This is a genomic window from Kitasatospora sp. NPDC048662, from assembly GCF_055587065.1.
The window spans coordinates 274,666-292,869 of sequence record NZ_JBVJHA010000002.1 but is presented as its reverse complement, the minus strand read 5'-3'; the positions used below and the strand labels follow the sequence as shown (position 1 = coordinate 292,869).

At 72.5% G+C, this 18,204-nt stretch carries 19 protein-coding genes; 12 read left to right on the top strand and 7 right to left on the bottom strand.

What is annotated here, in order from left to right; translation table 11 throughout:
- Positions 1-12: 12 nt before the first annotated feature.
- From ACZ6R9_RS07260 to ACZ6R9_RS07240, 5 genes are all read left to right on the top strand, one after another.
- Positions 13-927, top strand: coding sequence for a F0F1 ATP synthase subunit gamma (locus ACZ6R9_RS07260; protein ID WP_380482210.1), 915 nt, complete (start codon positions 13-15; stop codon positions 925-927).
- 2 nt (positions 928-929) lie between these two features.
- On the top strand, positions 930-2,372 hold the full coding sequence (atpD, locus tag ACZ6R9_RS07255) for a F0F1 ATP synthase subunit beta (RefSeq protein WP_380482208.1): 1,443 nt from the start codon (positions 930-932) through the stop codon (positions 2,370-2,372).
- Between the two features lie 219 nt (positions 2,373-2,591).
- The gene (locus tag ACZ6R9_RS07250; protein WP_380482206.1) at positions 2,592-2,975 is read left to right on the top strand and encodes a F0F1 ATP synthase subunit epsilon; all 384 of its coding nucleotides are present in this window, start codon (positions 2,592-2,594) and stop codon (positions 2,973-2,975) included.
- A 127-nt stretch (positions 2,976-3,102) separates the two neighbouring features.
- Entirely contained in the window at positions 3,103-3,603 is a 501-nt protein-coding gene (locus tag ACZ6R9_RS07245) for a DUF2550 domain-containing protein (RefSeq protein WP_035866161.1), read from the top strand.
- A gap of 90 nt (positions 3,604-3,693) precedes the next feature.
- On the top strand, positions 3,694-4,266 hold the full coding sequence (locus tag ACZ6R9_RS07240; protein ID WP_465537031.1) for a cob(I)yrinic acid a,c-diamide adenosyltransferase: 573 nt from the start codon (positions 3,694-3,696) through the stop codon (positions 4,264-4,266).
- 7 nt (positions 4,267-4,273) lie between these two features.
- On the opposite strand, the gene ACZ6R9_RS07235 is transcribed toward ACZ6R9_RS07240, so the two are convergent.
- Positions 4,274-4,813, bottom strand: coding sequence for a hypothetical protein (locus ACZ6R9_RS07235; protein WP_465537029.1), 540 nt, complete (start codon positions 4,811-4,813; stop codon positions 4,274-4,276).
- A gap of 123 nt (positions 4,814-4,936) precedes the next feature.
- Between ACZ6R9_RS07235 and ACZ6R9_RS07230 the strand changes: the two genes are divergently transcribed.
- The 4 genes from ACZ6R9_RS07230 (at position 4,937) to ACZ6R9_RS07215 (ending at position 10,009) form a co-directional block, all read left to right on the top strand.
- Positions 4,937-6,127, top strand: coding sequence for a sensor histidine kinase (locus tag ACZ6R9_RS07230; RefSeq protein ID WP_465537027.1), 1,191 nt, complete (start codon positions 4,937-4,939; stop codon positions 6,125-6,127).
- Positions 6,124-6,777 carry a response regulator gene (locus ACZ6R9_RS07225; RefSeq protein WP_380482198.1) on the top strand — a complete coding sequence of 218 codons (654 nt, stop codon included), beginning with the start codon at positions 6,124-6,126 and terminating at the stop codon, positions 6,775-6,777. Before ACZ6R9_RS07230 ends, ACZ6R9_RS07225 begins: the two co-directional genes overlap by 4 nt.
- Positions 6,778-7,314: 537 nt before the next feature.
- Positions 7,315-7,638: an STAS domain-containing protein gene (locus tag ACZ6R9_RS07220; RefSeq protein ID WP_380482196.1), complete on the top strand. Its 324-nt coding sequence runs from the start codon at positions 7,315-7,317 to the stop codon at positions 7,636-7,638.
- 142 nt (positions 7,639-7,780) lie between these two features.
- On the top strand, positions 7,781-10,009 hold the full coding sequence (locus ACZ6R9_RS07215) for an ATP-binding protein (RefSeq protein ID WP_465537024.1): 2,229 nt from the start codon (positions 7,781-7,783) through the stop codon (positions 10,007-10,009).
- On the opposite strand, the gene ACZ6R9_RS07210 is transcribed toward ACZ6R9_RS07215, so the two are convergent.
- From ACZ6R9_RS07210 to nucS, 3 genes are all read right to left on the bottom strand, one after another.
- A complete protein-coding gene (locus ACZ6R9_RS07210; protein ID WP_465537022.1) occupies positions 10,006-11,196 on the bottom strand; it encodes a nucleotidyl transferase AbiEii/AbiGii toxin family protein in 1,191 nt (396 codons plus the stop codon). The two genes, ACZ6R9_RS07215 and ACZ6R9_RS07210, sit on opposite strands and share 4 nt — an antisense overlap.
- A gap of 13 nt (positions 11,197-11,209) precedes the next feature.
- The gene (locus ACZ6R9_RS07205) at positions 11,210-11,857 is read right to left on the bottom strand and encodes a hypothetical protein (protein ID WP_465537021.1); all 648 of its coding nucleotides are present in this window, start codon (positions 11,855-11,857) and stop codon (positions 11,210-11,212) included.
- Positions 11,858-11,923: 66 nt separating this feature from the next.
- On the bottom strand, positions 11,924-12,583 hold the full coding sequence (gene nucS / locus ACZ6R9_RS07200; RefSeq protein ID WP_380482189.1) for an endonuclease NucS: 660 nt from the start codon (positions 12,581-12,583) through the stop codon (positions 11,924-11,926).
- Positions 12,584-13,120: 537 nt separating this feature from the next.
- On the opposite strand from nucS, the gene ACZ6R9_RS07195 reads away from it, so the two are divergent.
- The gene (locus ACZ6R9_RS07195) at positions 13,121-13,513 is read left to right on the top strand and encodes an SCO5389 family protein (protein ID WP_380482187.1); all 393 of its coding nucleotides are present in this window, start codon (positions 13,121-13,123) and stop codon (positions 13,511-13,513) included.
- A gap of 130 nt (positions 13,514-13,643) precedes the next feature.
- Here the strand turns inward: ACZ6R9_RS07195 and ACZ6R9_RS07190 are convergent, their stop codons facing one another.
- On the bottom strand, positions 13,644-14,768 hold the full coding sequence (locus ACZ6R9_RS07190) for an LLM class flavin-dependent oxidoreductase (RefSeq protein ID WP_380482344.1): 1,125 nt from the start codon (positions 14,766-14,768) through the stop codon (positions 13,644-13,646).
- Between the two features lie 391 nt (positions 14,769-15,159).
- Between ACZ6R9_RS07190 and ACZ6R9_RS07185 the strand changes: the two genes are divergently transcribed.
- Positions 15,160-15,474, top strand: a complete 315-nt coding sequence (locus ACZ6R9_RS07185) for an ATP/GTP-binding protein (RefSeq protein WP_380482186.1) — start codon at positions 15,160-15,162, stop codon at positions 15,472-15,474.
- Positions 15,475-15,501: 27 nt separating this feature from the next.
- Here the strand turns inward: ACZ6R9_RS07185 and ACZ6R9_RS07180 are convergent, their stop codons facing one another.
- Both ACZ6R9_RS07180 and ACZ6R9_RS07175 read right to left on the bottom strand, forming a co-directional pair.
- Positions 15,502-16,269, bottom strand: a complete 768-nt coding sequence (locus ACZ6R9_RS07180) for an ABC transporter permease (RefSeq protein ID WP_380482184.1) — start codon at positions 16,267-16,269, stop codon at positions 15,502-15,504.
- A gap of 1 nt (position 16,270) precedes the next feature.
- Positions 16,271-17,266 carry an ABC transporter ATP-binding protein gene (locus tag ACZ6R9_RS07175; RefSeq protein WP_465537019.1) on the bottom strand — a complete coding sequence of 332 codons (996 nt, stop codon included), beginning with the start codon at positions 17,264-17,266 and terminating at the stop codon, positions 16,271-16,273.
- A gap of 95 nt (positions 17,267-17,361) precedes the next feature.
- On the opposite strand from ACZ6R9_RS07175, the gene ACZ6R9_RS07170 reads away from it, so the two are divergent.
- Positions 17,362-18,165: an alpha/beta fold hydrolase gene (locus ACZ6R9_RS07170; RefSeq protein ID WP_465537017.1), complete on the top strand. Its 804-nt coding sequence runs from the start codon at positions 17,362-17,364 to the stop codon at positions 18,163-18,165.
- Positions 18,166-18,204 lie beyond the last annotated feature (39 nt).

Here is an 18,204-nt window from a genome sequence, read left to right as displayed (position 1 = left end):
ACGTAACGACCCATGGGAGCACAGCTTCGGGTCTACAAGCGCCGCATCCGCTCCGTCACCGCGACGAAGAAGATCACCAAGGCGATGGAGATGATCTCCGCGTCGCGCATCGTCAAGGCGCAGCGCGCGGTGGCCGCCTCCACCCCGTACGCCGATGAGCTCACCCGTGCGGTGACCGCGGTGGCCACCCGGTCCAACGCGAAGCACCCGCTGACCACCGAGAACCCGAGTGCCTCGCGCGCCGCCGTGCTGCTGATCACGGCGGACCGCGGTCTGGCGGGCGGCTACTCGACCAACGCCATCAAGCAGTCGCTGGCGCTCGCCGCCAAGCTCCGCGAAGAGGGCAAGGAAGTGGTCACGTACATCGTCGGCCGCAAGGGCGTCGGGTACTACGGGTTCCGCAACCTCGCGGTCGCGAACTCGTGGACGGGCTTCTCGGACAAGCCGACCTACGGGGACGCGAAGGCCGTCGCGGCGGACCTCATCGAGGCCTTCACCGCGGAGACCGGTGGCGTGGACGAGCTGCACCTGGTGTCGACCGAGTTCGTGTCGATGCTGACGCAGACCGCCGTGGACGCCCGACTGCTGCCGCTGAAGCTCGACGAGGTCGAGCTCAGCGACAAGTCGCCGGCGAAGAACCAGATCTTCCCGCTGTACGACTTCGAGCCGTCGGCCGAGGGTGTCCTTGACGCCCTGCTGCCGCGGTACGTCGAGAGCCGGATCTACAACGCTCTCCTGCAGTCGGCCGCCTCCGAGCACGCCGCCCGCCGGCGTGCGATGAAGAGCGCGACGGACAATGCCGGCGAGCTCATCAAGTCGCTGACGCGGCTTGCCAACTCGGCCCGTCAGGCCGAGATCACCCAGGAAATCAGCGAGATCGTGGGCGGCGCGAACGCGCTGGCCGACGCTAGCGCGGGGAGCGAATGACTATGACCACCACTGTTGAGACCACGGCGACGGGCCGCGTCGCGCGGGTCATCGGCCCGGTCGTCGACGTGGAGTTCCCCGTCGACGCGATTCCGGACATGTTCAATGCCCTGCACGTCGAGGTGGACAACCCCGACGGCACCGGCAAGAAGACCCTGACCCTCGAGGTTGCCCAGCACCTCGGCGACGGCCTGGTCCGCGGCATCTCGATGCAGCCGACCGACGGCCTGGTCCGCGGCTCGCAGGTCACCGACACCGGTGCGGCGATCTCCGTCCCGGTCGGCCAGATCACCAAGGGCAAGGTCTTCAACGCCCTCGGTGAGGTGCTGAACGTCGACAAGGCCGAGTTCGAGGCCTCCGTCGAGGTCAAGTGGCCGATCCACCGCAAGGCCCCGAACTTCTCCGAGCTCGAGTCGAAGACCGAGATGTTCGAGACCGGCATCAAGGTCATCGACCTGCTCACCCCGTACGTCCAGGGTGGCAAGATCGGTCTGTTCGGTGGTGCCGGTGTCGGCAAGACCGTTCTGATCCAGGAGATGATCTACCGCGTCGCCGAGAACTTCGGTGGTGTGTCGGTGTTCGCCGGTGTCGGTGAGCGCACCCGTGAGGGCAACGACCTCATCGACGAGATGGTCGACTCGGGCGTTCTGGACAAGACCGCGCTGGTCTTCGGCCAGATGGACGAGCCGCCGGGCACCCGTCTGCGCGTCGCGCTCTCCGCGCTGACCATGGCGGAGTACTTCCGCGACGTCGAGAAGCAGGACGTGCTCCTCTTCATCGACAACATCTTCCGGTTCACCCAGGCCGGTTCCGAGGTGTCGACCCTGCTCGGCCGTATGCCCTCCGCGGTGGGTTACCAGCCGAACCTGGCCGACGAGATGGGCCTCCTGCAGGAGCGCATCACCTCGACCCGCGGTCACTCGATCACCTCGATGCAGGCGATCTACGTCCCCGCGGACGACCTGACCGACCCGGCGCCGGCCACCACCTTCGCCCACCTGGACGCGACCACCGTTCTGTCGCGCCCGATCTCGGAGAAGGGCATCTACCCGGCCGTCGACCCGCTGGACTCCACGTCCCGCATCCTCGACCCGCGGTACATCGCGCAGACCCACTACGACACGGCCATCCGTATCAAGGGGATCCTGCAGAAGTACAAGGACCTGCAGGACATCATCGCGATCCTCGGTATCGACGAGCTGTCCGAGGAAGACAAGATCACGGTGCAGCGTGCCCGCCGCATCGAGCGCTTCCTCTCGCAGAACACCTACGTGGCGAAGCAGTTCACCGGTGTCGAGGGTTCGACCGTCCCGCTGTCGGAGACCATCGAGGCCTTCAACGCCATCGCGGACGGCAAGTACGACCACGTCCCGGAGCAGGCCTTCTTCATGTGCGGTGGCATCGACGACCTCGAGCGCAACGCCGCCGAGCTGCTGAAGAAGTAACCGCAGACCGGTCGCACGGCAGACCCAACCGTTGAGGGGTGGTTCCCGGCTCTCGTCGGGGGCCACCCCTCAACGCTGGAAGTGCTGTGATCCCGGTCATTTACGAGCCCTTGGTTTCATTCCGGGGGTGCGTGACCGTTATTCTTACCGAAACTGCCGAGAGCTCAGCCGCCCGTTCGCCCGGGTGGCCGAGCCCCGGCAAGAGCCAAGGAGCCCACGTTGGCTGAGCTGCACGTCGAGCTGGTCGCAGCCGACCGCAAGGTGTGGTCCGGTGCGGCCACCATCGTTGTTGCCCGTACGGCCTCCGGTGACACCGGCATCATGCCGGGTCACACCCCGGTGCTGAGCGTGCTGGAGACCGGTCCGGTCACCATCCGCACCGTCTCCGAGGGCACGATCGTCGCCGCGGTGCACGGTGGCTTCATCTCGTTCGCCGACAACAAGCTGTCGATCCTCGCCGAGATCGCCGAGCTGGCCGACGAGATCGACGTCGCCCGCGCCGAGCGCGCGCTGGAGAACGCCAAGGCCGAGGCCGACTCGCACGCCGAGCGTCGCGCCGAGGTCCGACTGATCGCCGCCGGCGGTCTGAAGGCGCACCACTGAGCCTGGTCTCAGCGACGGTCCCGGGGACGCTTGGAGCGTGTCCTCGGGACTGTCGTATCAGTTGGTAGGAATGGGCGGCCGCGCAAGGCCGCCAACGGGGATGAAGGTTGCGAGGAGGTAGGTGAGCGTGGTCCTCGCCCTTGTGGTGTGCGCGTCGGTAGTGGTCCTCGCCATCGCGGGCCTGGTCGGCTTCGCGGTACGCCGCCGCCTCATCCAGCGGGTGGGCGGCACCTTCGACTGCTCCTACCGCTTGAAAATGCCGGCCGACGCCTCCACGCAGCCGGATCTCGACGAGAACGGCCAGCCCACCTCGGCCCCGGTCCCACAGACCGATGGCAAGGGGTGGGTTTTTGGTATCGGCCGGTACAGCGGCGACTCCATCGAGTGGTTCCGGGTGTTCTCCTACGCGCCCCGGCCGCGACGGGTCCTGCCGCGCACCGAGATCGAGGTGCTGGGCCGCCGCTACCCGCAGGGGCAGGAGGAACTCGCCCTGCTCTCCGGCTCGGTGGTGCTGCGCTGCCTGCACCGGGGCGCGCCGCTGGAGCTCGCGATGAGCGACGACGCGCTGACCGGCTTCCTGGCCTGGCTGGAGGCCGCGCCGCCCGGGCAGCGGGTCAACGTCGCCTGATCCGGCCCTGGTCGGGGCCTGATTTCCGGTCAGGATGGGCGTGACGCGGCTCGCGTCCACCTCCTGATTCGTGCGCGCTAGGCTGCGGGCATGGTGAACCTGACGCGCATCTACACCCGGACCGGGGACGACGGCACGACCGCGCTCGGCGACATGAGCCGGACCACCAAGACCGATCCGCGACTGATCGCGTACGCCGACACCAACGAGGCCAATGCCGCGATCGGCGTGGCGCTGGCCGCCGGGGCGCTGGACGGCGAGCTGGTGACGGTGCTGACCCGGATCCAGAACGACCTGTTCGACGTGGGCGCGGACCTGGCGACGCCGATCGTCGAGAATCCCAAGTACCCGCCGCTGCGGGTCGAGCAGTCCTACATCGACCGGCTGGAGGGGGACTGCGACCGGTTCCTGGCGGAGCTGGAGAAGCTGCGCAGCTTCATCCTGCCCGGCGGCACCCCCGGCGCCGCGTACCTGCACCTGGCGTGCACCGTGGTGCGGCGGGCCGAGCGGGCCACCTGGGCGGCGATCGACACGCACGGGGAGAGCGTCAACCCGCTGACCGCGAAGTACCTTAACCGGCTGTCCGACCTGCTGTTCATCCTGGCCCGCATCGCCAACAAGGAGCGCGGCGACGTGCTGTGGGTGCCCGGCGAGAACCGCTGACGCCTGCTCACCCGGACTGCCCGGGCCGCTTGGGGAAGACCGTGTAGCTGGTGGCGACGACGAGGTTGATGCCGACCACCAGGGCCATCCGCCGGTACCAGGAATCCAGCGCCGCGGTGCGCGCGGCGTCGTCGACCAGCCACTGGACGGCGGCGACCAGCGCCACCGTGACGGCCGAGGCCAGGAGCGTCAGCAGGAACACGCTCCACTCGTAACGGGCCCTCGGCGCGCCGTACTTGGGCGCGCCGGGCGGCTTCGGGCCGCCGGCCAGCCGGTGGGCGGCGTGGGCGTCGGCCCAGCGGACCAGGCGGTGGCCGTAGGCGACCGAGAAACCGACGTAGGCGGCGGCCAGGCCGTGCGTCCAGTCGGCGGTGGCGCCGCCGCGCAGGTCGGCGACGGTGGCGCCGAGGATCACCAGATCGACCACCGGCAACAGCGCCAGCAGGACCAGGCCGGTGCGGCGCAGGCGCAGCGCGTAGCGGGCCAGCAGCCCGGCCGCCAGCACCACCCAGAAGCCGGCCTCGCCGGCCACGATCAGGGAAACCATGCTTCGATCCTTCCCGCGTGCGGGCGCGCGGTCATCGTCCGGGCAGGGGAGTGGCCTGTCAGCCGTTCGTCGGACGGCGGGTCCTCCGAGCGGTCGTTCCGGCAGGTGGGAAGGAGTGCTGGGATGGGTCGGGTGAGACTCTCCGAACGCGGGCAGGACGCGGCCATCGCCATGGCGGGGCTGCTCGGCGGCCTGCTGCTGATCGCCGTCGGCGCGTACGACCGGCGGCCCGATCCGTCGGCGTGGGTGTCGGTGCTGCCGCTGGTGGCGATGGCCGGGCTGACACTGCTGCGGCGCCGGCGCACCGTGCTGACGGTCAGCGCCGGCGGGGTGGTGCTCGGTCTCGGCCTGTACCTCGGTTCGGTGGTGGCGACGCCGCTGCTGTACACCGACCTGCTGTACGCGGCCGTACTGTACGGTCCGCCCCGGATGAGCAGGGTGCTGTCGCTGACCGGCGGCGCCACCACGCTGGTGCTGTCCGGCCTGGCCTGGCGGTACCTGACGCTCTCCGAGGCGCTGCTGATCGCCGTGTTCTGCGGGCTGATCTTCCTCTCCCCGGTGTGGACGGCCGATCTGCTGCGCCGACACCGGGAGGTCGCCGAGGCGGAGCGGCTGCGGGCCGAACAGACCGCGCTGCTGGCCGAGTTGGATCGGCGTGGCGCGGTGGGTGCCGAGCGGGCCCGGATGGCCCGCGAGCTGCACGACGTGATCGCCAACCATCTGTCGGCGATCGCCATCCACGCCACCGGCGCGCAGGCGGTGGCGCGTCGTCAGGCCCGCCCGGCGGACGAGCCCTTGGTGGAGGCGCTCGCGGTGATTCGGGAGAACAGCGTGCAGGGCCTCGCCGAGATGCGTCGGATGATCGGCCTGCTGCGCGAGGCCACGCCCGAAGAGCCGTACGCCGCACCGCGGTTGGCGGCCGTGGACGTGCTGCTGGAGCAGGCCGGGGCGGCCGGGCGGTCGGCCGGGCTGCGGTTCGAGGCGGAGCAGCAGGGCGAGGCGGGCGAGCTGCCCGCGCCGGTCGAGCTGGCCGCGTACCGGATCGTCCAGGAGTCGCTGACCAACGCCGTCAAGCACGCCGCGCCCGGCCCCGTCCGGCTGTGCATCCGGTACGGGGAGCGGGAGTTGGAGGTCACCGTGGAGTCCCCGTACCGGGAGGGCGAGGGCCGGGCGGTGCCCGGGGCGAGGGCCGGGCTGGTCGGCATGGGCGAGCGGGCGCAACTGCTCGGCGGCGAGTTCGACGCCGGGCCGGACGGGCGGACGTGGCGGGTCCGGGCGGTGCTGCCGCGGACGGCGAGCGGGGAGCGGCAATGATTCGGGTGCTGGTGGCGGAGGACCAGGCGGCCGTCCGGGCCGCGCTGGTGATGATCTTGCGGGCCGAGGACGACCTCCAGGTGGTCGGCGAGGCAGCGGACGGCGAACAGGCCGTCCGGATGGCGCTGGAACTGCGGCCCGACGTCGTCCTGATGGACGTCCAGATGCCCCGGCTGGACGGCGTCGCCGCGACCCGCCGGGTGGTGGAGGCCGGGGCGGCGCAGGTGCTGGTGCTCACCACCTTCGACCTGGACGAGTACGTGTGGGGCGCGTTGCGGGCCGGCGCCGCCGGGTTCCTGCTCAAGGACCTGGAGGCGGACACCCTGGTCGAGGGCATCCGCACGGTCGCCCGTGGCGACGGCATGCTGGCGCCGTCCGTCACCCGGCGGCTGATCGCCTCCTTCGCCCGGCCGGCGGCCCCGGTGCCGGACACCGGTGCGCTGGACGCGCTGACGCCGAAGGAGCGGGAGGTGTTCGGCTGCCTCGGGGCGGGCCTGTCCAACGCGGAGATCGCGCACCGGCTCGGGACGGTGGAGGCCACCACCAAGACGCATGTCAGCCGGATCCTCGCGAAGCTGGGGCTGCGCAGCCGGGTGCAGGCGGCGATCCTCGCGCAGGAGTGGGGAGTGCCCGTTCCCGGGGAGCGGTGACGGGGGTGGGGCCTGTGTGGCGGAGTTCGGCCGGCGGGGCCTGTGGGGAGGGGTTCTGCGGGGAGGGGCGCAGATCACACCTGTTCCGGTGCAGATCACACTGCCGGAACGCACCACGGAACGCGTGCTCCTACTAGAGTCCGGCGCAGAGCGATGTGGCTCCCGCCGGGCGGTCGGTGCTGCCCGGCACGGGCGGCCCTCGGCATGCCCCCGGGAGGACCAGATGACCGTACGACCAGCTCGCTGGCGGCGCCCCGTACCCTCCGGGTGAGTTTGCTCACGGAGCACCCGCAGACGGGTGATTTGGGCGGCAATCGAGCGTAAGTACCAGGCGTACCTGCGTATATTCCCTCGGACGGGTGAAGTTGAGGGACAGTCCGCCGGGTGACAGCAACCTGCGGAACTGGTCGGCCGTCAGATTCAGGAAGAGCCGGTGCACCACCGGCCCGAAACATGGCGCGGTCGGTCCCTGGGGTGACGGGCGGCAGGCGCAACGCGGCGGACGAACAACGGCACACGGCCGAGGAGGAGGACAGCGTGCGCATCACCGGCGACCACACCGGACTGGCCATCGAAGGGCGGCTCGACGTGCGCAGCGCCGCCGACGCCAAGGCGCGGTTGCACGCCGCGGTGGACGGCGGTGAGGGCGATCTCGTCCTCGACCTCGGCCGGCTGGAATCCTGGGACGCGACCGGACTCGGCGTCATCATGGGCACCCACCGGCGCGCCGGGCGGGCCGGGCGGCGGCTCGTGCTGCGGGAGGTGCCCGTGCAGCTTCAGCGGCTGCTGGTGGCGACCCGGCTGCACCGGATTCTGGCGGTGGAGGGGGCGGGGCAGGAGACGCTGCCCGCGATGGGGTAGCGGCCGGGGGGCCGGGAGGTACCCCCACGCGCCCCTGATTTCGCACCCGTCCGCTCGCGCCCGTGACAACCCGGTGTGTTGACCCGGTTCGGTCATGTGGGAAAGTCTCCGGTCAGGTGTCCGAGTGGCGGGGAGCAGTGACGTGGGTCAGCCGAGCGGGGAATTCCGGGGGGACGGGGTACGCCCGCGGGGTGGGGAACTGGTCAGCGGTGAGCGGCTGGTGGTGGTCGGGGGGCCGGAGGGGTCGGAGGCGCGGCGCTGTCCGGACGAGTGGCTGCCGCAGCCGCGGCGGATCCGTGGGTTGGTGCAGGCGCGGCCGGAGTTGGGGCCGTCTGCGGCGGTGGGGCCGCTCGCGCTGGGGGCCGGGCCGGGGGATCTGCCGCTGCTGGACCGTGACGGCGACATCGAGGCCGTGCTCGGGCAGCTCCGGGAGGGCCGTTCGGTGCGGCTGGTCGGGCAGGCCGGTTCGGGCCGTTCCGCGTTGCTCGCGGCGGTCGCCGAGGCGGCGGGAGAGCTGGCGCCGGACGGCGTGGTGCGGCTGAGCGGCTACCGCCGGACGTCCGCCGATCTGTTGCAGGACCTGTTCGCGACGACCCATCAGGCGCCGGACTTCCGTCCCGACCGGGAGCAGTTGGCCGAACTGCTGGCCGGGGTCGCCGCGGTGGTGGTGATCGACGACGTGGAGCCGTCCGGCGAGGAGCTGGAGGAGCTGCTCGCGCTGGCCCCCGAGTGCGCGTTCCTGGTCAGTACCGCGCCGGACGCGCCGCCCTCGCCGCCCGGTTCGCGGTTGCGGGACCACCTGGTGGCGGGCCTGTCCCGGCCGGCGTGTCTGACGCTCGCGGCGCGGCTGGCGGGACGTCAGCTGGACGAGGCCGAGCGGGCCTGGGCGGTGGACCTGTGGTTCGAGTCCGAGGGCCTGCCGCTGCGATTCGTCCGGGCGGCCGCCCTGCTGCGGCAGCGGGATGTCGCGGTGGACACGCTGGTCGCCGCGCAGGAGGACCGGCGGAGCGTCTTCGGCTTCGCGCAGGAGTACGAACTCCCCAACGATCCGGCCGAGTTGGAGGCCGAGCTGCGGGCCGGGGTGTCGCTGCCGTCGGTCGGGGAGAGCGCCGCGCCGGCCCGGCTGCTGGTGCAGGGCCTGGGCGAACCGGCCCGGCGGGTGCTGCGGCTGGCGCTGGCGCTGGGCGGGGAGTGCCCGACCGCGCCGCACCTGCCCGCGCTGATCGACGTCGGTCTCGGCGAGAGCGCACTGCAGGAGCTGGTGGACAACGGCCTGGCGGTGTCGGTGGGCGGCCACCACCGGCTCACCGAGGGCGTGCTCGCCGCGCTGCTGCCCGAACTGGAGGCCGACACGCACGGGGAGCCCGCCCCGTTCGCCCCCGGCGGGGTCGCGCACGGCGCGGCCGAGCACCTGTCCTGGTGGGTCGGCCACGCCTCGGTGACGACCCGCCAGGTCGCCGCCGAGGCCGAGGTGATCCTCGCGGTGCTGGTGGCCGAACGGAACGCCGACCGCCCCGAACAGGTGCTGCGGCTGGCCCGGGCCGCCGCGCCCGTGCTCGCCCTGTCGCTGCGCTGGGGCGCCTGGGAACGGGCCCTGCAACTCGGCCTGGAGGCCGCCCGGATGCTCGGCGGATCCGCCGAACAGGCGTGGTTCCAGCACGAGTTGGGCGTGTACTCGCTGTGCGTGGGCAACTCGCAGCGGGCCGTCGCCGAACTGGAGGCCGCGCTCGCGCTGCGCGCCGCCGCCGGCGACCAGCGCGGCGGGACGGCCGGCCGGCGGATGCTCGACCTGATCCGGCTGGAGGAGACCGCGGCGCTCACCCCCGGCGCCGGCGACACCCAGCCGGACCGTAGCCGGCGCACCATCCGGGCGATCGCCCAGGTGCCGGCCCGGCTGCGCAAGCGGGCCCCCGCCGGGACCCGGAAGACCGCCCTCGCGGCGGGCGCCGCCGTGATGGCGCTCGGCGTGCTCGGCACCGCGATCGGGGTCGCCGTCAGCAGCGAGGACAGCCCCGCCGGGAAGCAGCCCGGCACCTCCGCGGACGACATCGTTCCGGAGCCGGGCGCCACCACCACCCCCCGGCCCAGCAGCAGCCCGCGGCCGTCGGCGAGCGACAGTGCGACGCCGTCCGACAGCCCATCGGAGTCGGCCAGCGGCAGCCCGACCACCAGCCACCGGCCGAGCGGCAGCACGACCAGTGCGAAGCCGAGCACCTCGACGAGTGCCACCAAGTCCTCGTCCTCGCAGACGAGTTCGCCGCCGCAGACCACCAAGCCGTCCAGCTCGGCGTCCAGCTCCGCGCCTCCCAGTTCCTCGTCCAGCCCCACGACCTCGACCTCCCCGGACCCGTCGGGCAGCCCGACGGGCTAGGAATCCAGCCAGGACTCGATGGCCTCCCGGGTCAGGTGGCCGCTCGCGATCAGGTCCGCGTAGGAGGACCAGGCCGGGCAGGCGAGCATGGCGGCGGTGAGGTCGTCGGGGGTGGCGGGGCCGAGGGCCTCGGTGTTGAGGCGGTGGGCCAGGACGAAATGGGTCCGGCGGTCGGTCAGCCAGGTCTGGGCGGCGGCGAAGCCTTCCTCGGTGTGGACGCGGCGCAGTGGTGCGAGCCAGGCTTCGCACCACCAGGCGGCGCGGTCGGCGTCCGGGACCTCGGCGAAGGTCGGGGCGAGGGCGGCGGCCAGCCGGCGGCGGTGGTCGGCCTCGTCGCCCGCCAGGTGCGGGTACTCGGCGGCGAAGTGGTGCCACTCGGTCTCGGCGGGAACGCTGTCCGGGCCGATCGGCCGCGTGGCGAAGCGGATGTCGGCGGCGGCGAAGATGTCGCGCAGCACCGTGTAGCGCAGGCGGGTGGAGCCGGCCAGCAGGGCGGCGTCGTACAGGTCCTTGCCCTGCGGGTAGCTGTCGGTGGCGAGCCACAGGAGCTTCCAGGCGAGCGAGAGTTCGCGTCCGGCGACGTTCAGCACCGCGCCGGGGGCGACCTCCAGGGGCTCGGCGGGGACGGGCAGCTCTTCGTTGAAGACGAAGTCGAGCTGCAGGGTGCCGTCGGGCAGGCCGTCGGCCTCCCAGACGAGCATCAGGCGGCGGCCCGGGGCCCGTTCGTACGTCCAGATGTCCTCGGTGGCGCTCTGTTCGGGCCGGAAGCGGATCGGGCCGGAGGTGGCGGCGACGGCGCGGGTGAGGCTGTCGAACAGGTCGGCGGTGCGCGGGTCGTCGAGCATCCAGTCGGCGGGGGTGACGACGAAGTCCAGGTCGGCGGGTTCGCGGGCCGCGTCGCCGAACCAGGCCTTCAGCACCACGGAGCCGCGCAGCACCAGGTGGCCGGCCCAGCCGGAGGCGGCGACGGCGGCGAGGACGGTGTCCATCGCGGTGCGGCGGGCCGCGTACCAGGCGGCGCAGAGGGCGGGGTCGGTGAAGCGCGGCTCGCCCGCCCGGTAGGCGTTGTCGAACTGCTTCAGGGCGGGGTCGAAGACTGCGGGCTGGGTGGCCCGCGGGTCGTCGATCGCGAGGTGCGTGCTCGGCCAGTCGCGACGGTCCTCGGGCAGCGGGTGGTGGTCGGGCATGGGGCCTCCTCGGTCAGCGGGTGGTCGCGGCGTCGTCGAGCCAGCCGGAGTCCAGTCCGATCGCCGAGTCGTGGACCACATACTCGCGGGTGACCTTCAGCGGCGGGAAACCGGCCGCGGTCAGCGCGGCGGTCAGGCGGTCGAGGCGGGAGCCGGCCGTGGTCAGGCCGAGGCGGTGGCAGCGCTGGGTGACGAAGTACTGGCGGTGGCCGCCGGGTTCGGTGCGGCGGGCGTTCCAGGAGACGTGGGCGTGGTGGCCGCCGGCGGCCCGGACCAGGGCGTCGCGGGGGACGTCCGGTGCCAGCCGGACCTTCACGTGGTGCTCGAAGTAGCAGGCGGCGTCGGCCAGTTCGGCCTCCGCGTCGGTACCGGGGACGCCCGGGGTCCAGGGGTCGGCCTCGATCTTCACCCGGACCGGGGTGAACCCGGCGGCCCGCAGCCGGGCCGTCTCGGCGGCGGCGCGATGGTGCTGGGCGGCCAGGGTGCCCTCGCTCTGCCAGGACAGCATCGGCTGCGAGGGGTGCCGGCCGCGGGCCAGCAGGATGTGGGTGAACTCCAGACCGTGCGCGTCCGCCCACCCGTCCAGCGCCCCGGCCTCGGCCGGGGCCAGCGTGAGATGGGTCTCGTACCGGCCGACCGGTTCAGCGCTTCGCACGGGCATGCGGGGATCCTGGCAGGCGGGCGCGGGCCGTGGCGCACCGGGGTCGGCCGGGCCCCCGCCGCCGGGTCAGAACAGCTTGAGCTTGTCGTCGTCGATGCCGCGCAGCTCGTCGTAGTCGAGGACGACGCAGCCGATGCCGCGGTCGGTGGCGAGGACGCGGGCCTGCGGCTTGATCTCCTGGGCGGCGAAGATGCCCTTGACCGGGGCGAGCAGCGGGTCGCGGTTGAGCAGGTCGAGGTAGCGGGTGAGCTGCTCGACGCCGTCGATCTCGCCGCGGCGCTTGATCTCGACGGCGACGGTGGCGCCGTCGGAGTCGCGGCAGAGGATGTCGACGGGGCCGATCGCGGTGGGGTACTCGCGGCGGATCAGCTGCCAGCCGGCGCCGAGGACCTCCATCCGGTCGGCGAGCAGCTCCTGCAGGTGGGCCTCGACGCCGTCCTTCACCAGACCGGGGTCGACGCCGAGCTCGTGGCTGGAGTCGTGGTGGACGTCCTCCAGCGTGATGATCAGCTTCTCGCCGGCCTTGTTGGTGACCGTCCACACACCCTCGCCCTCCTTGAGGGAGCACGGCGGGGACATCCAGTTCAGCGGCTTGTAGGCCCGGTCGTCGGCGTGGATGCTGACGCTCCCGTCGGCCTTCACGATCACCAGGCGCACGGCGGAGGGCAGATGTGCAGCGAGGCGGCCCGCGTAGTCCACGGTGCACTTGGCGATTACAAGACGCATGGGGACAAGCCTACGGCCCGCCGGGAGTGCCCCCGTCCCTGTTCGATTTCGGAGGGGGTGCGGAGAGGGGGCGCGCGATGGGGGAGGTGCGCCGGCGTGCAGTGGGTCGAGGGGGCGCGATTCGCGAGACAGGCGGCTGTCCGGAGGGGGCCCCGGGGGCCGTTTGAAGCGAGTGTCCGCAGAGCGGGTGTGGGGCGGCCGGGAGGGGCGAAACATGGTGACCGCACGGCCACCCGCGGTGAGCCGTGCCAGCTCGGCGTACAGGGTCGGTGCACAACTGATTCCGGCCAATCTCGGCCTCGACGCGGCGATTCGGGCGGCAATCCCCGGATTCTCCAGCCGGGCCCGGGAAGGACTGACACGCTGGTCTGAACCCCCTGGCCAGGACCTCGACGTACGCGGCGTCACCCCCAGCCCGCCGTGCCGTCGGAATCGAACATCGCGCGCGGTTCACCGCACGTCCGTCCAACGCACCCTCAGCACACCGGAACGACCGCCCCGTCGAATCCGCCGGGGCGGACCGCGAGAGGAGAACCCATGTCGCTCGACGTCTCACCGGCCCTGTTGGAGAAGGCCGAACGAGGCGAGGTCGACGAGCGGGAGTTCGTCGACTGTGTCCGCACCTCGCTGCCCTACGCCTGGGACATGATCAGCTCGCTGGTCGCCCAACTCAAGGTCGATGGAACCGACTTCGCCGACAACGAGGTCCCCCCGCCGAGCGAGAAGGAACGCGGACAGCTGCTCCGGGCGATGGCCAGCGATGCCATCCGCGGAGCACTGCAGCGCCACTTCGGCGTCCAGCTGGCCTTCCAGAACTGCCACCGGGTCGCGGTCTTCGCCCCCGGCCCCGACACCGCGGAGCGGCACGCTCGCTTCACCTCGGTCCGCGCCCAACTGCTCAACCAGTCGCCCGAGTTGCGCGACTGCTGAGACCCGACACGCCCGAGCGCGGGTCGCCCCGGACCCAACCGGACGGGGCGGCCCGCGGGCGTGTGCCCGGCGCGGCAGCGGGCCGTGCCTCGGCCGCTGCCGGGCCGTCCGCCCGCGGGCGGGCGGGTGCTCAGCGCAGCTGCGGCAGCACCTCGTCGCCGATCCGGTCCAGGTTGTGCAGCGTCGCCGCGGTGTCCCCGGAACCCTCGGCGAGCAGCGCGAACCGCCGGATCCCGGTGTTCTCCGCCGTCGCCCGCAGCCGGTCCGCGCACTGCCGGGGCGTGCCCACCGCGTGCAGGTCGCACAGCAGCTCGGTGTACGCCCGGGGGTCACGCATCGACCGTTCCCGGCCGTCCACCGTGCGGTGCGCGCCCAACCCGTACGCGAAGAAGTCCGGCATCGCCCGCAGCAGGCTGGCCCGGGCCGCGCCCGCCCGGTCGTCGACCTGCACCACGCCCGCCGCGACGTGCTCCCGCTCCACCCGGGACAGGCCCTCCTCGCCGCGCCCGGCGGCCCGCCAGGCCGTCCGGTAGGCGGCCAGCATGTCCCGCTTGTCCTCGTCGCCCGAGTGCATGCCCAGCAGCATCGGCAGGCCCCGCTCGGCGGCCGTCCGCACCCCGGCCGGCGAGGTGCAGGCCATCACCACCGGCGGGCCCGACTGCGGCTGCTGCGCGGGCTCCTGGCGCTGCCTCGGGATCACCGCGGTCGCGGGGGCGGCCCCGTCCAGGCCCAACCAGCCCGTCAGGTCCGTCCGCCGGGCCGGCTCGGCGGCCCGTGGCACCACCGCCACCTCCGGGAAGTCGAACTGCGGCCCCGAACCGCCCACCCGGGCCCCGCGCAGCCAGCGCAGCAGCAGGTCCAGGCGCTCCGGGAAACCCCGCTCGTACGCCTCCAGGCCGCCGCCGAACACCGCCAGGTCGATCCACGGCCCGCCGCGGCCCACGCCCAGCGTGAACCGGCCGCCGGAGGTCAGGTGCAGCAGTGCCGCCTGCTCGCCCAGCGCGACCGGGTGACGGGTGCTCAGCACGCTGACGGCGGTGCCCACCCCGATCCGCCGGGTGCGGCCCAGCAGCATCCCGGCCAGCGTCGCCGCGTCCGGGCAGACCCCGTACGGCACGAAGTGGTGCTCGGCCAGCCACACCGCGTCCAGACCGACCCGCTCGGCGGCCAGCGCCGCCGAGACGGTCCGCTCCAGCGCCTCGCCGTGGCTCTGCCCCGGGAACTGCGCGGACAGCAGGAAGGCCCCGACCCGGATCGCGTCGGTATCGGCCCCCGGCCCCTGCTCCGGCACCGGCTGCACAGCCGGCACCACCCCTCGGCCGGCCGTTCGCCGCTCGGCGGAGCGGGCATGCGGGCGGGCGGTGGTCTTCGTCATCGGGCGTGCCTCCTCGGTGCGCGCAGGGTTCGCGGGCCCCGCCGTGTCACCACGTGAGTAACCCATGTCATGTGCCAATGGCACGTCGAAACCTCAATTTGCCCAAGAGAAGGGTGGATTACCGTCGAATCGCTGTGGCCGAACGGTGATCCGTGCTAATGGCGCGGAAGGGGCCGCTGTGATGCCTGTGGCCGCTGGGACAGCCCGACCGCCTGGGGTGGCGCCGACCCGTACCCTTGAGGGACAACGCGCCGGAACGAGGGGTAGTCACGTGTCACCGCGCCGCAACCGGATCCAGAAGTCCGAGGACCGCGAGAGCGCCGCGCCGATGGGCGGTGGGCTGCGTCGGGTGGAGTCGTACCGGGGCGAGGACTGGATCGTGCAGACCGTGGCCGGTACGGCCGGGCGGTACTACCGGTGTCCGGGGTGCGACCAGGAGATTCCGCCCGGGGTCGGGCACGTGGTGGCGTGGCCGGACCACGGCAGCGGGGTGGACGACCGGCGGCACTGGCACCGGGCGTGCTGGGGAGCGCGGGAGCGCCGCGGCTCCAACCTGCAGCGGGGCCGCGGCGCTCCGAGGTACTGACGGGGCCGACGAGGTACTGGCGGCGGGTCAGGCGTCGCGGTGCTTCAGCACCAGGTAGCCGCCGAGCAGGGCGGCGGCCGCCCAGGCCGCGCAGATCAGCAGGCCCGTCCACGGGCCGTAGGGGTGGTCCGAGGTCTGGTAGACCTGGAGCGCCGCCGAGCCCGCCCGGTCGGGGAAGTAGCGGACCACGTTCTCCACCTTGGGGACGATCGCCAGGATCGGTGAGACCAGGAAGAAGAACGGGATCAGGATGCCCAGCGACAGCACCTGGTTGCGCAGCATCATGGTGACCCCGATGGAGAACAGGCAGAGCAGGGTCAGGTAGCAGGCCGCGCCGAACACCGCCCGCAGTACGTGGGGTTGGCCGAGGTCGGTGTTGTACTGGCCGAGGGCCGCCTGCCCGAGGAAGAAGGCGACGAACACCGTCACCAGCGAGACCAGCAGCGCCAGGACGCCCAGTACCAGCGTCTTCGCCCCCATCAGAGTGCCGCGCTGCGGGACGGCGGCCAGCGACACCCGGATCATGCCGCTGGCGTACTCGTTGCCGACCGCCAGCACGCCGAACACGATGATCGCCAGCTCCCCGAGCGCGATCCCGGCGAGCGAGGTGGCGGTGGCGTCGAACGGGCTCCGGTTGTGCTCCCTGAACTGGGTGTAGTTGAGCTTGGTCAGCAGCGAGATCGCGAAGCCCATCGCGACCACCACCACGAAGGTGACGACGAGCGTCCACACGGTGGAGCGGATGCTGCGGACCTTGGTCCACTCGGACTGCAGGACAGCGGGGAACGCGGCCATCTCAACTCTCCTTTCCGGCCTGACGGGCCTCCCGGCGGGCGTCCCAGCCGGCGCCCCAGGCGGGCTGTTGCCGCGGGGCCGTCGCGTCGCCGGGGGCCTCGGTGCGGTACTCCACGGAATCGGCGGTCATCTGCATGAACGCGTCCTCCAGGGACGCCTGTTGGGGGCTCAGCTCGTGCAGGGTGATGCCGTGCGCGGCGGCCAGCTCGCCGAGGAACGCCGGGTCGCCGTCGGTCACCTCCCAGGCGCCGTCCGGGCCGGGTTCGGCGGTCAGGCCGGCGGCCCGCAGCGCGTCCAGCAGCTGCTCCTGCTGCGGGGTGCGCAGCCGCACCGAGGAACGCGAGTTCTGCTTGATGAACTCGGCCATCGGCAGGTCCGCCAGCAGCCGGCCGCGGCCGATCACCACCAGGTGGTCGGCGGTCAGCGCCATCTCGCCCATCAGGTGCGAGGAGACGAACACCGTGCGGCCCTCGGCGGCCAGCGACTTCATCAGCCGGCGGATCCACACGATGCCCTCGGGGTCGAGCCCGTTCACCGGCTCGTCGAACATCAGGATCTTCGGGTCGCCGAGCAGCGCCGAGGCGATGCCCAGGCGCTGGCCCATGCCCAGCGAGAAACCCCGGGCGCGCTTCTTCGCGACGGCGGTCAGGCCGACCAGTTCGAGCACCTCGCCGACCCGCTCGCGCGGGATCCGGTTCGACTGCGCCATCCACAGCAGGTGGTCGTGGGCGGTCCGCCCCGGGTGCGCGCCCTTCGCCTCCAGCAGCGCGCCGATCTCCCGCAGCGGGTCCTGGACGGAGGCGTAACTGCGGCCGTCGATGGTGACCTTGCCGGCGGTGGGCCGGTCCAGGTCGAGGATCATCCGCATGGTGGTGGACTTGCCCGCGCCGTTCGGGCCGAGGAAGCCGGTGACCACGCCCTCCGGGATCCGGAAGCTCAGATCGTCCACGGCCAACGTGTCGCCATAACGCTTCGTCAGGTGGTGCAACTCGATCATGTGCCACTCCTTGGTCTGGGGCCAGGGTAGGACAGAAGTGGATGAATCGGGCGATCGTCGTCCGGGGCGCGGCGCCCGGGGCCTACGGTGGAGCCATGACCTCCCCCAGCGCGCCGGCCGTCCGCGAGAACGGCACCGGCACCCCGCTCGTCCTGCTGCACGCCTTCCCGCTCTCCGCGCGCATGTGGGAAGGACAACTGGAACGCGTACCCGGCCCGGCCGGGGACGATGCGTGGGTGGTCGCACCGGACCAGCGCGGCTTCGGGGCCGCGCCGCTGGGGGAGGAGCCGCCGTCGCTGGACACCGCCGCCGACGACCTGGCGCACCTGCTGGACGAGCTCGGCATCGAACAGACCGTGCTCGGCGGCCTGTCCATGGGCGGCTACGTGGCGATGGCCTTCGCCCGCCGCCACCCCGAACGACTGGCCGGCCTGATCCTCGCCGACACCAAGGCCACCCCCGATACCGACGCCGCCCGCGCCAACCGCGAACGCATCGCCACCACCGTCCTCGAACGCGGCAGCGCCGACCTGCTGAACGAGGAGAACACCGCCGAGAACCTGCTCGCCCCCGGCACCGACCCCGAACTCACCGGCGCCGTCCGGCAGATGATCGCCGAGGCCGACCCGGCCGCGGTCGCCTGGGCGCAGCGCGCGATGGCCGCCCGCCCCGACTCGCTGGAGGTGCTGGCCGCGCTGGAGGTGCCCGCCGCCGTCATCGTCGGCGAACTCGACACCGTCACCCCGCTCGACGAGGCCCGGATGATGGCCGACGCCCTGCACGACGCCGAACTGACGGTCATTCCGGCGGTCGGCCACCTGTCCTCGCTGGAGGCCCCCGAGACCTTCAACGCCGCCGTCCGCGCCTTCCTCAAGCGCCTGAAGCAGCACGGCCCCTGACCATGACGGAAGGGCCCGGAGGAGTCGAACTCCTCCGGG

Coding starts and splice junctions, on each gene's coding strand:
- ACZ6R9_RS07260 (WP_380482210.1), top strand. CDS start 13: ATGGGAGCACAGCTTCGGGTCTACAAGCGCCGCATCCGCTCCGTCACC.
- atpD (WP_380482208.1), top strand. CDS start 930: ATGACCACCACTGTTGAGACCACGGCGACGGGCCGCGTCGCGCGGGTC.
- ACZ6R9_RS07240 (WP_465537031.1), top strand. CDS start 3,694: ATGGTGAACCTGACGCGCATCTACACCCGGACCGGGGACGACGGCACG.
- ACZ6R9_RS07235 (WP_465537029.1), bottom strand. CDS start 4,813: ATGGTTTCCCTGATCGTGGCCGGCGAGGCCGGCTTCTGGGTGGTGCTG.
- ACZ6R9_RS07230 (WP_465537027.1), top strand. CDS start 4,937: ATGGGTCGGGTGAGACTCTCCGAACGCGGGCAGGACGCGGCCATCGCC.
- ACZ6R9_RS07225 (WP_380482198.1), top strand. CDS start 6,124: ATGATTCGGGTGCTGGTGGCGGAGGACCAGGCGGCCGTCCGGGCCGCG.
- ACZ6R9_RS07210 (WP_465537022.1), bottom strand. CDS start 11,196: ATGCCCGACCACCACCCGCTGCCCGAGGACCGTCGCGACTGGCCGAGC.
- ACZ6R9_RS07205 (WP_465537021.1), bottom strand. CDS start 11,857: ATGCCCGTGCGAAGCGCTGAACCGGTCGGCCGGTACGAGACCCATCTC.
- nucS (WP_380482189.1), bottom strand. CDS start 12,583: ATGCGTCTTGTAATCGCCAAGTGCACCGTGGACTACGCGGGCCGCCTC.
- ACZ6R9_RS07195 (WP_380482187.1), top strand. CDS start 13,121: ATGTCGCTCGACGTCTCACCGGCCCTGTTGGAGAAGGCCGAACGAGGC.
- ACZ6R9_RS07180 (WP_380482184.1), bottom strand. CDS start 16,269: ATGGCCGCGTTCCCCGCTGTCCTGCAGTCCGAGTGGACCAAGGTCCGC.
- ACZ6R9_RS07175 (WP_465537019.1), bottom strand. CDS start 17,266: ATGATCGAGTTGCACCACCTGACGAAGCGTTATGGCGACACGTTGGCC.
- ACZ6R9_RS07170 (WP_465537017.1), top strand. CDS start 17,362: ATGACCTCCCCCAGCGCGCCGGCCGTCCGCGAGAACGGCACCGGCACC.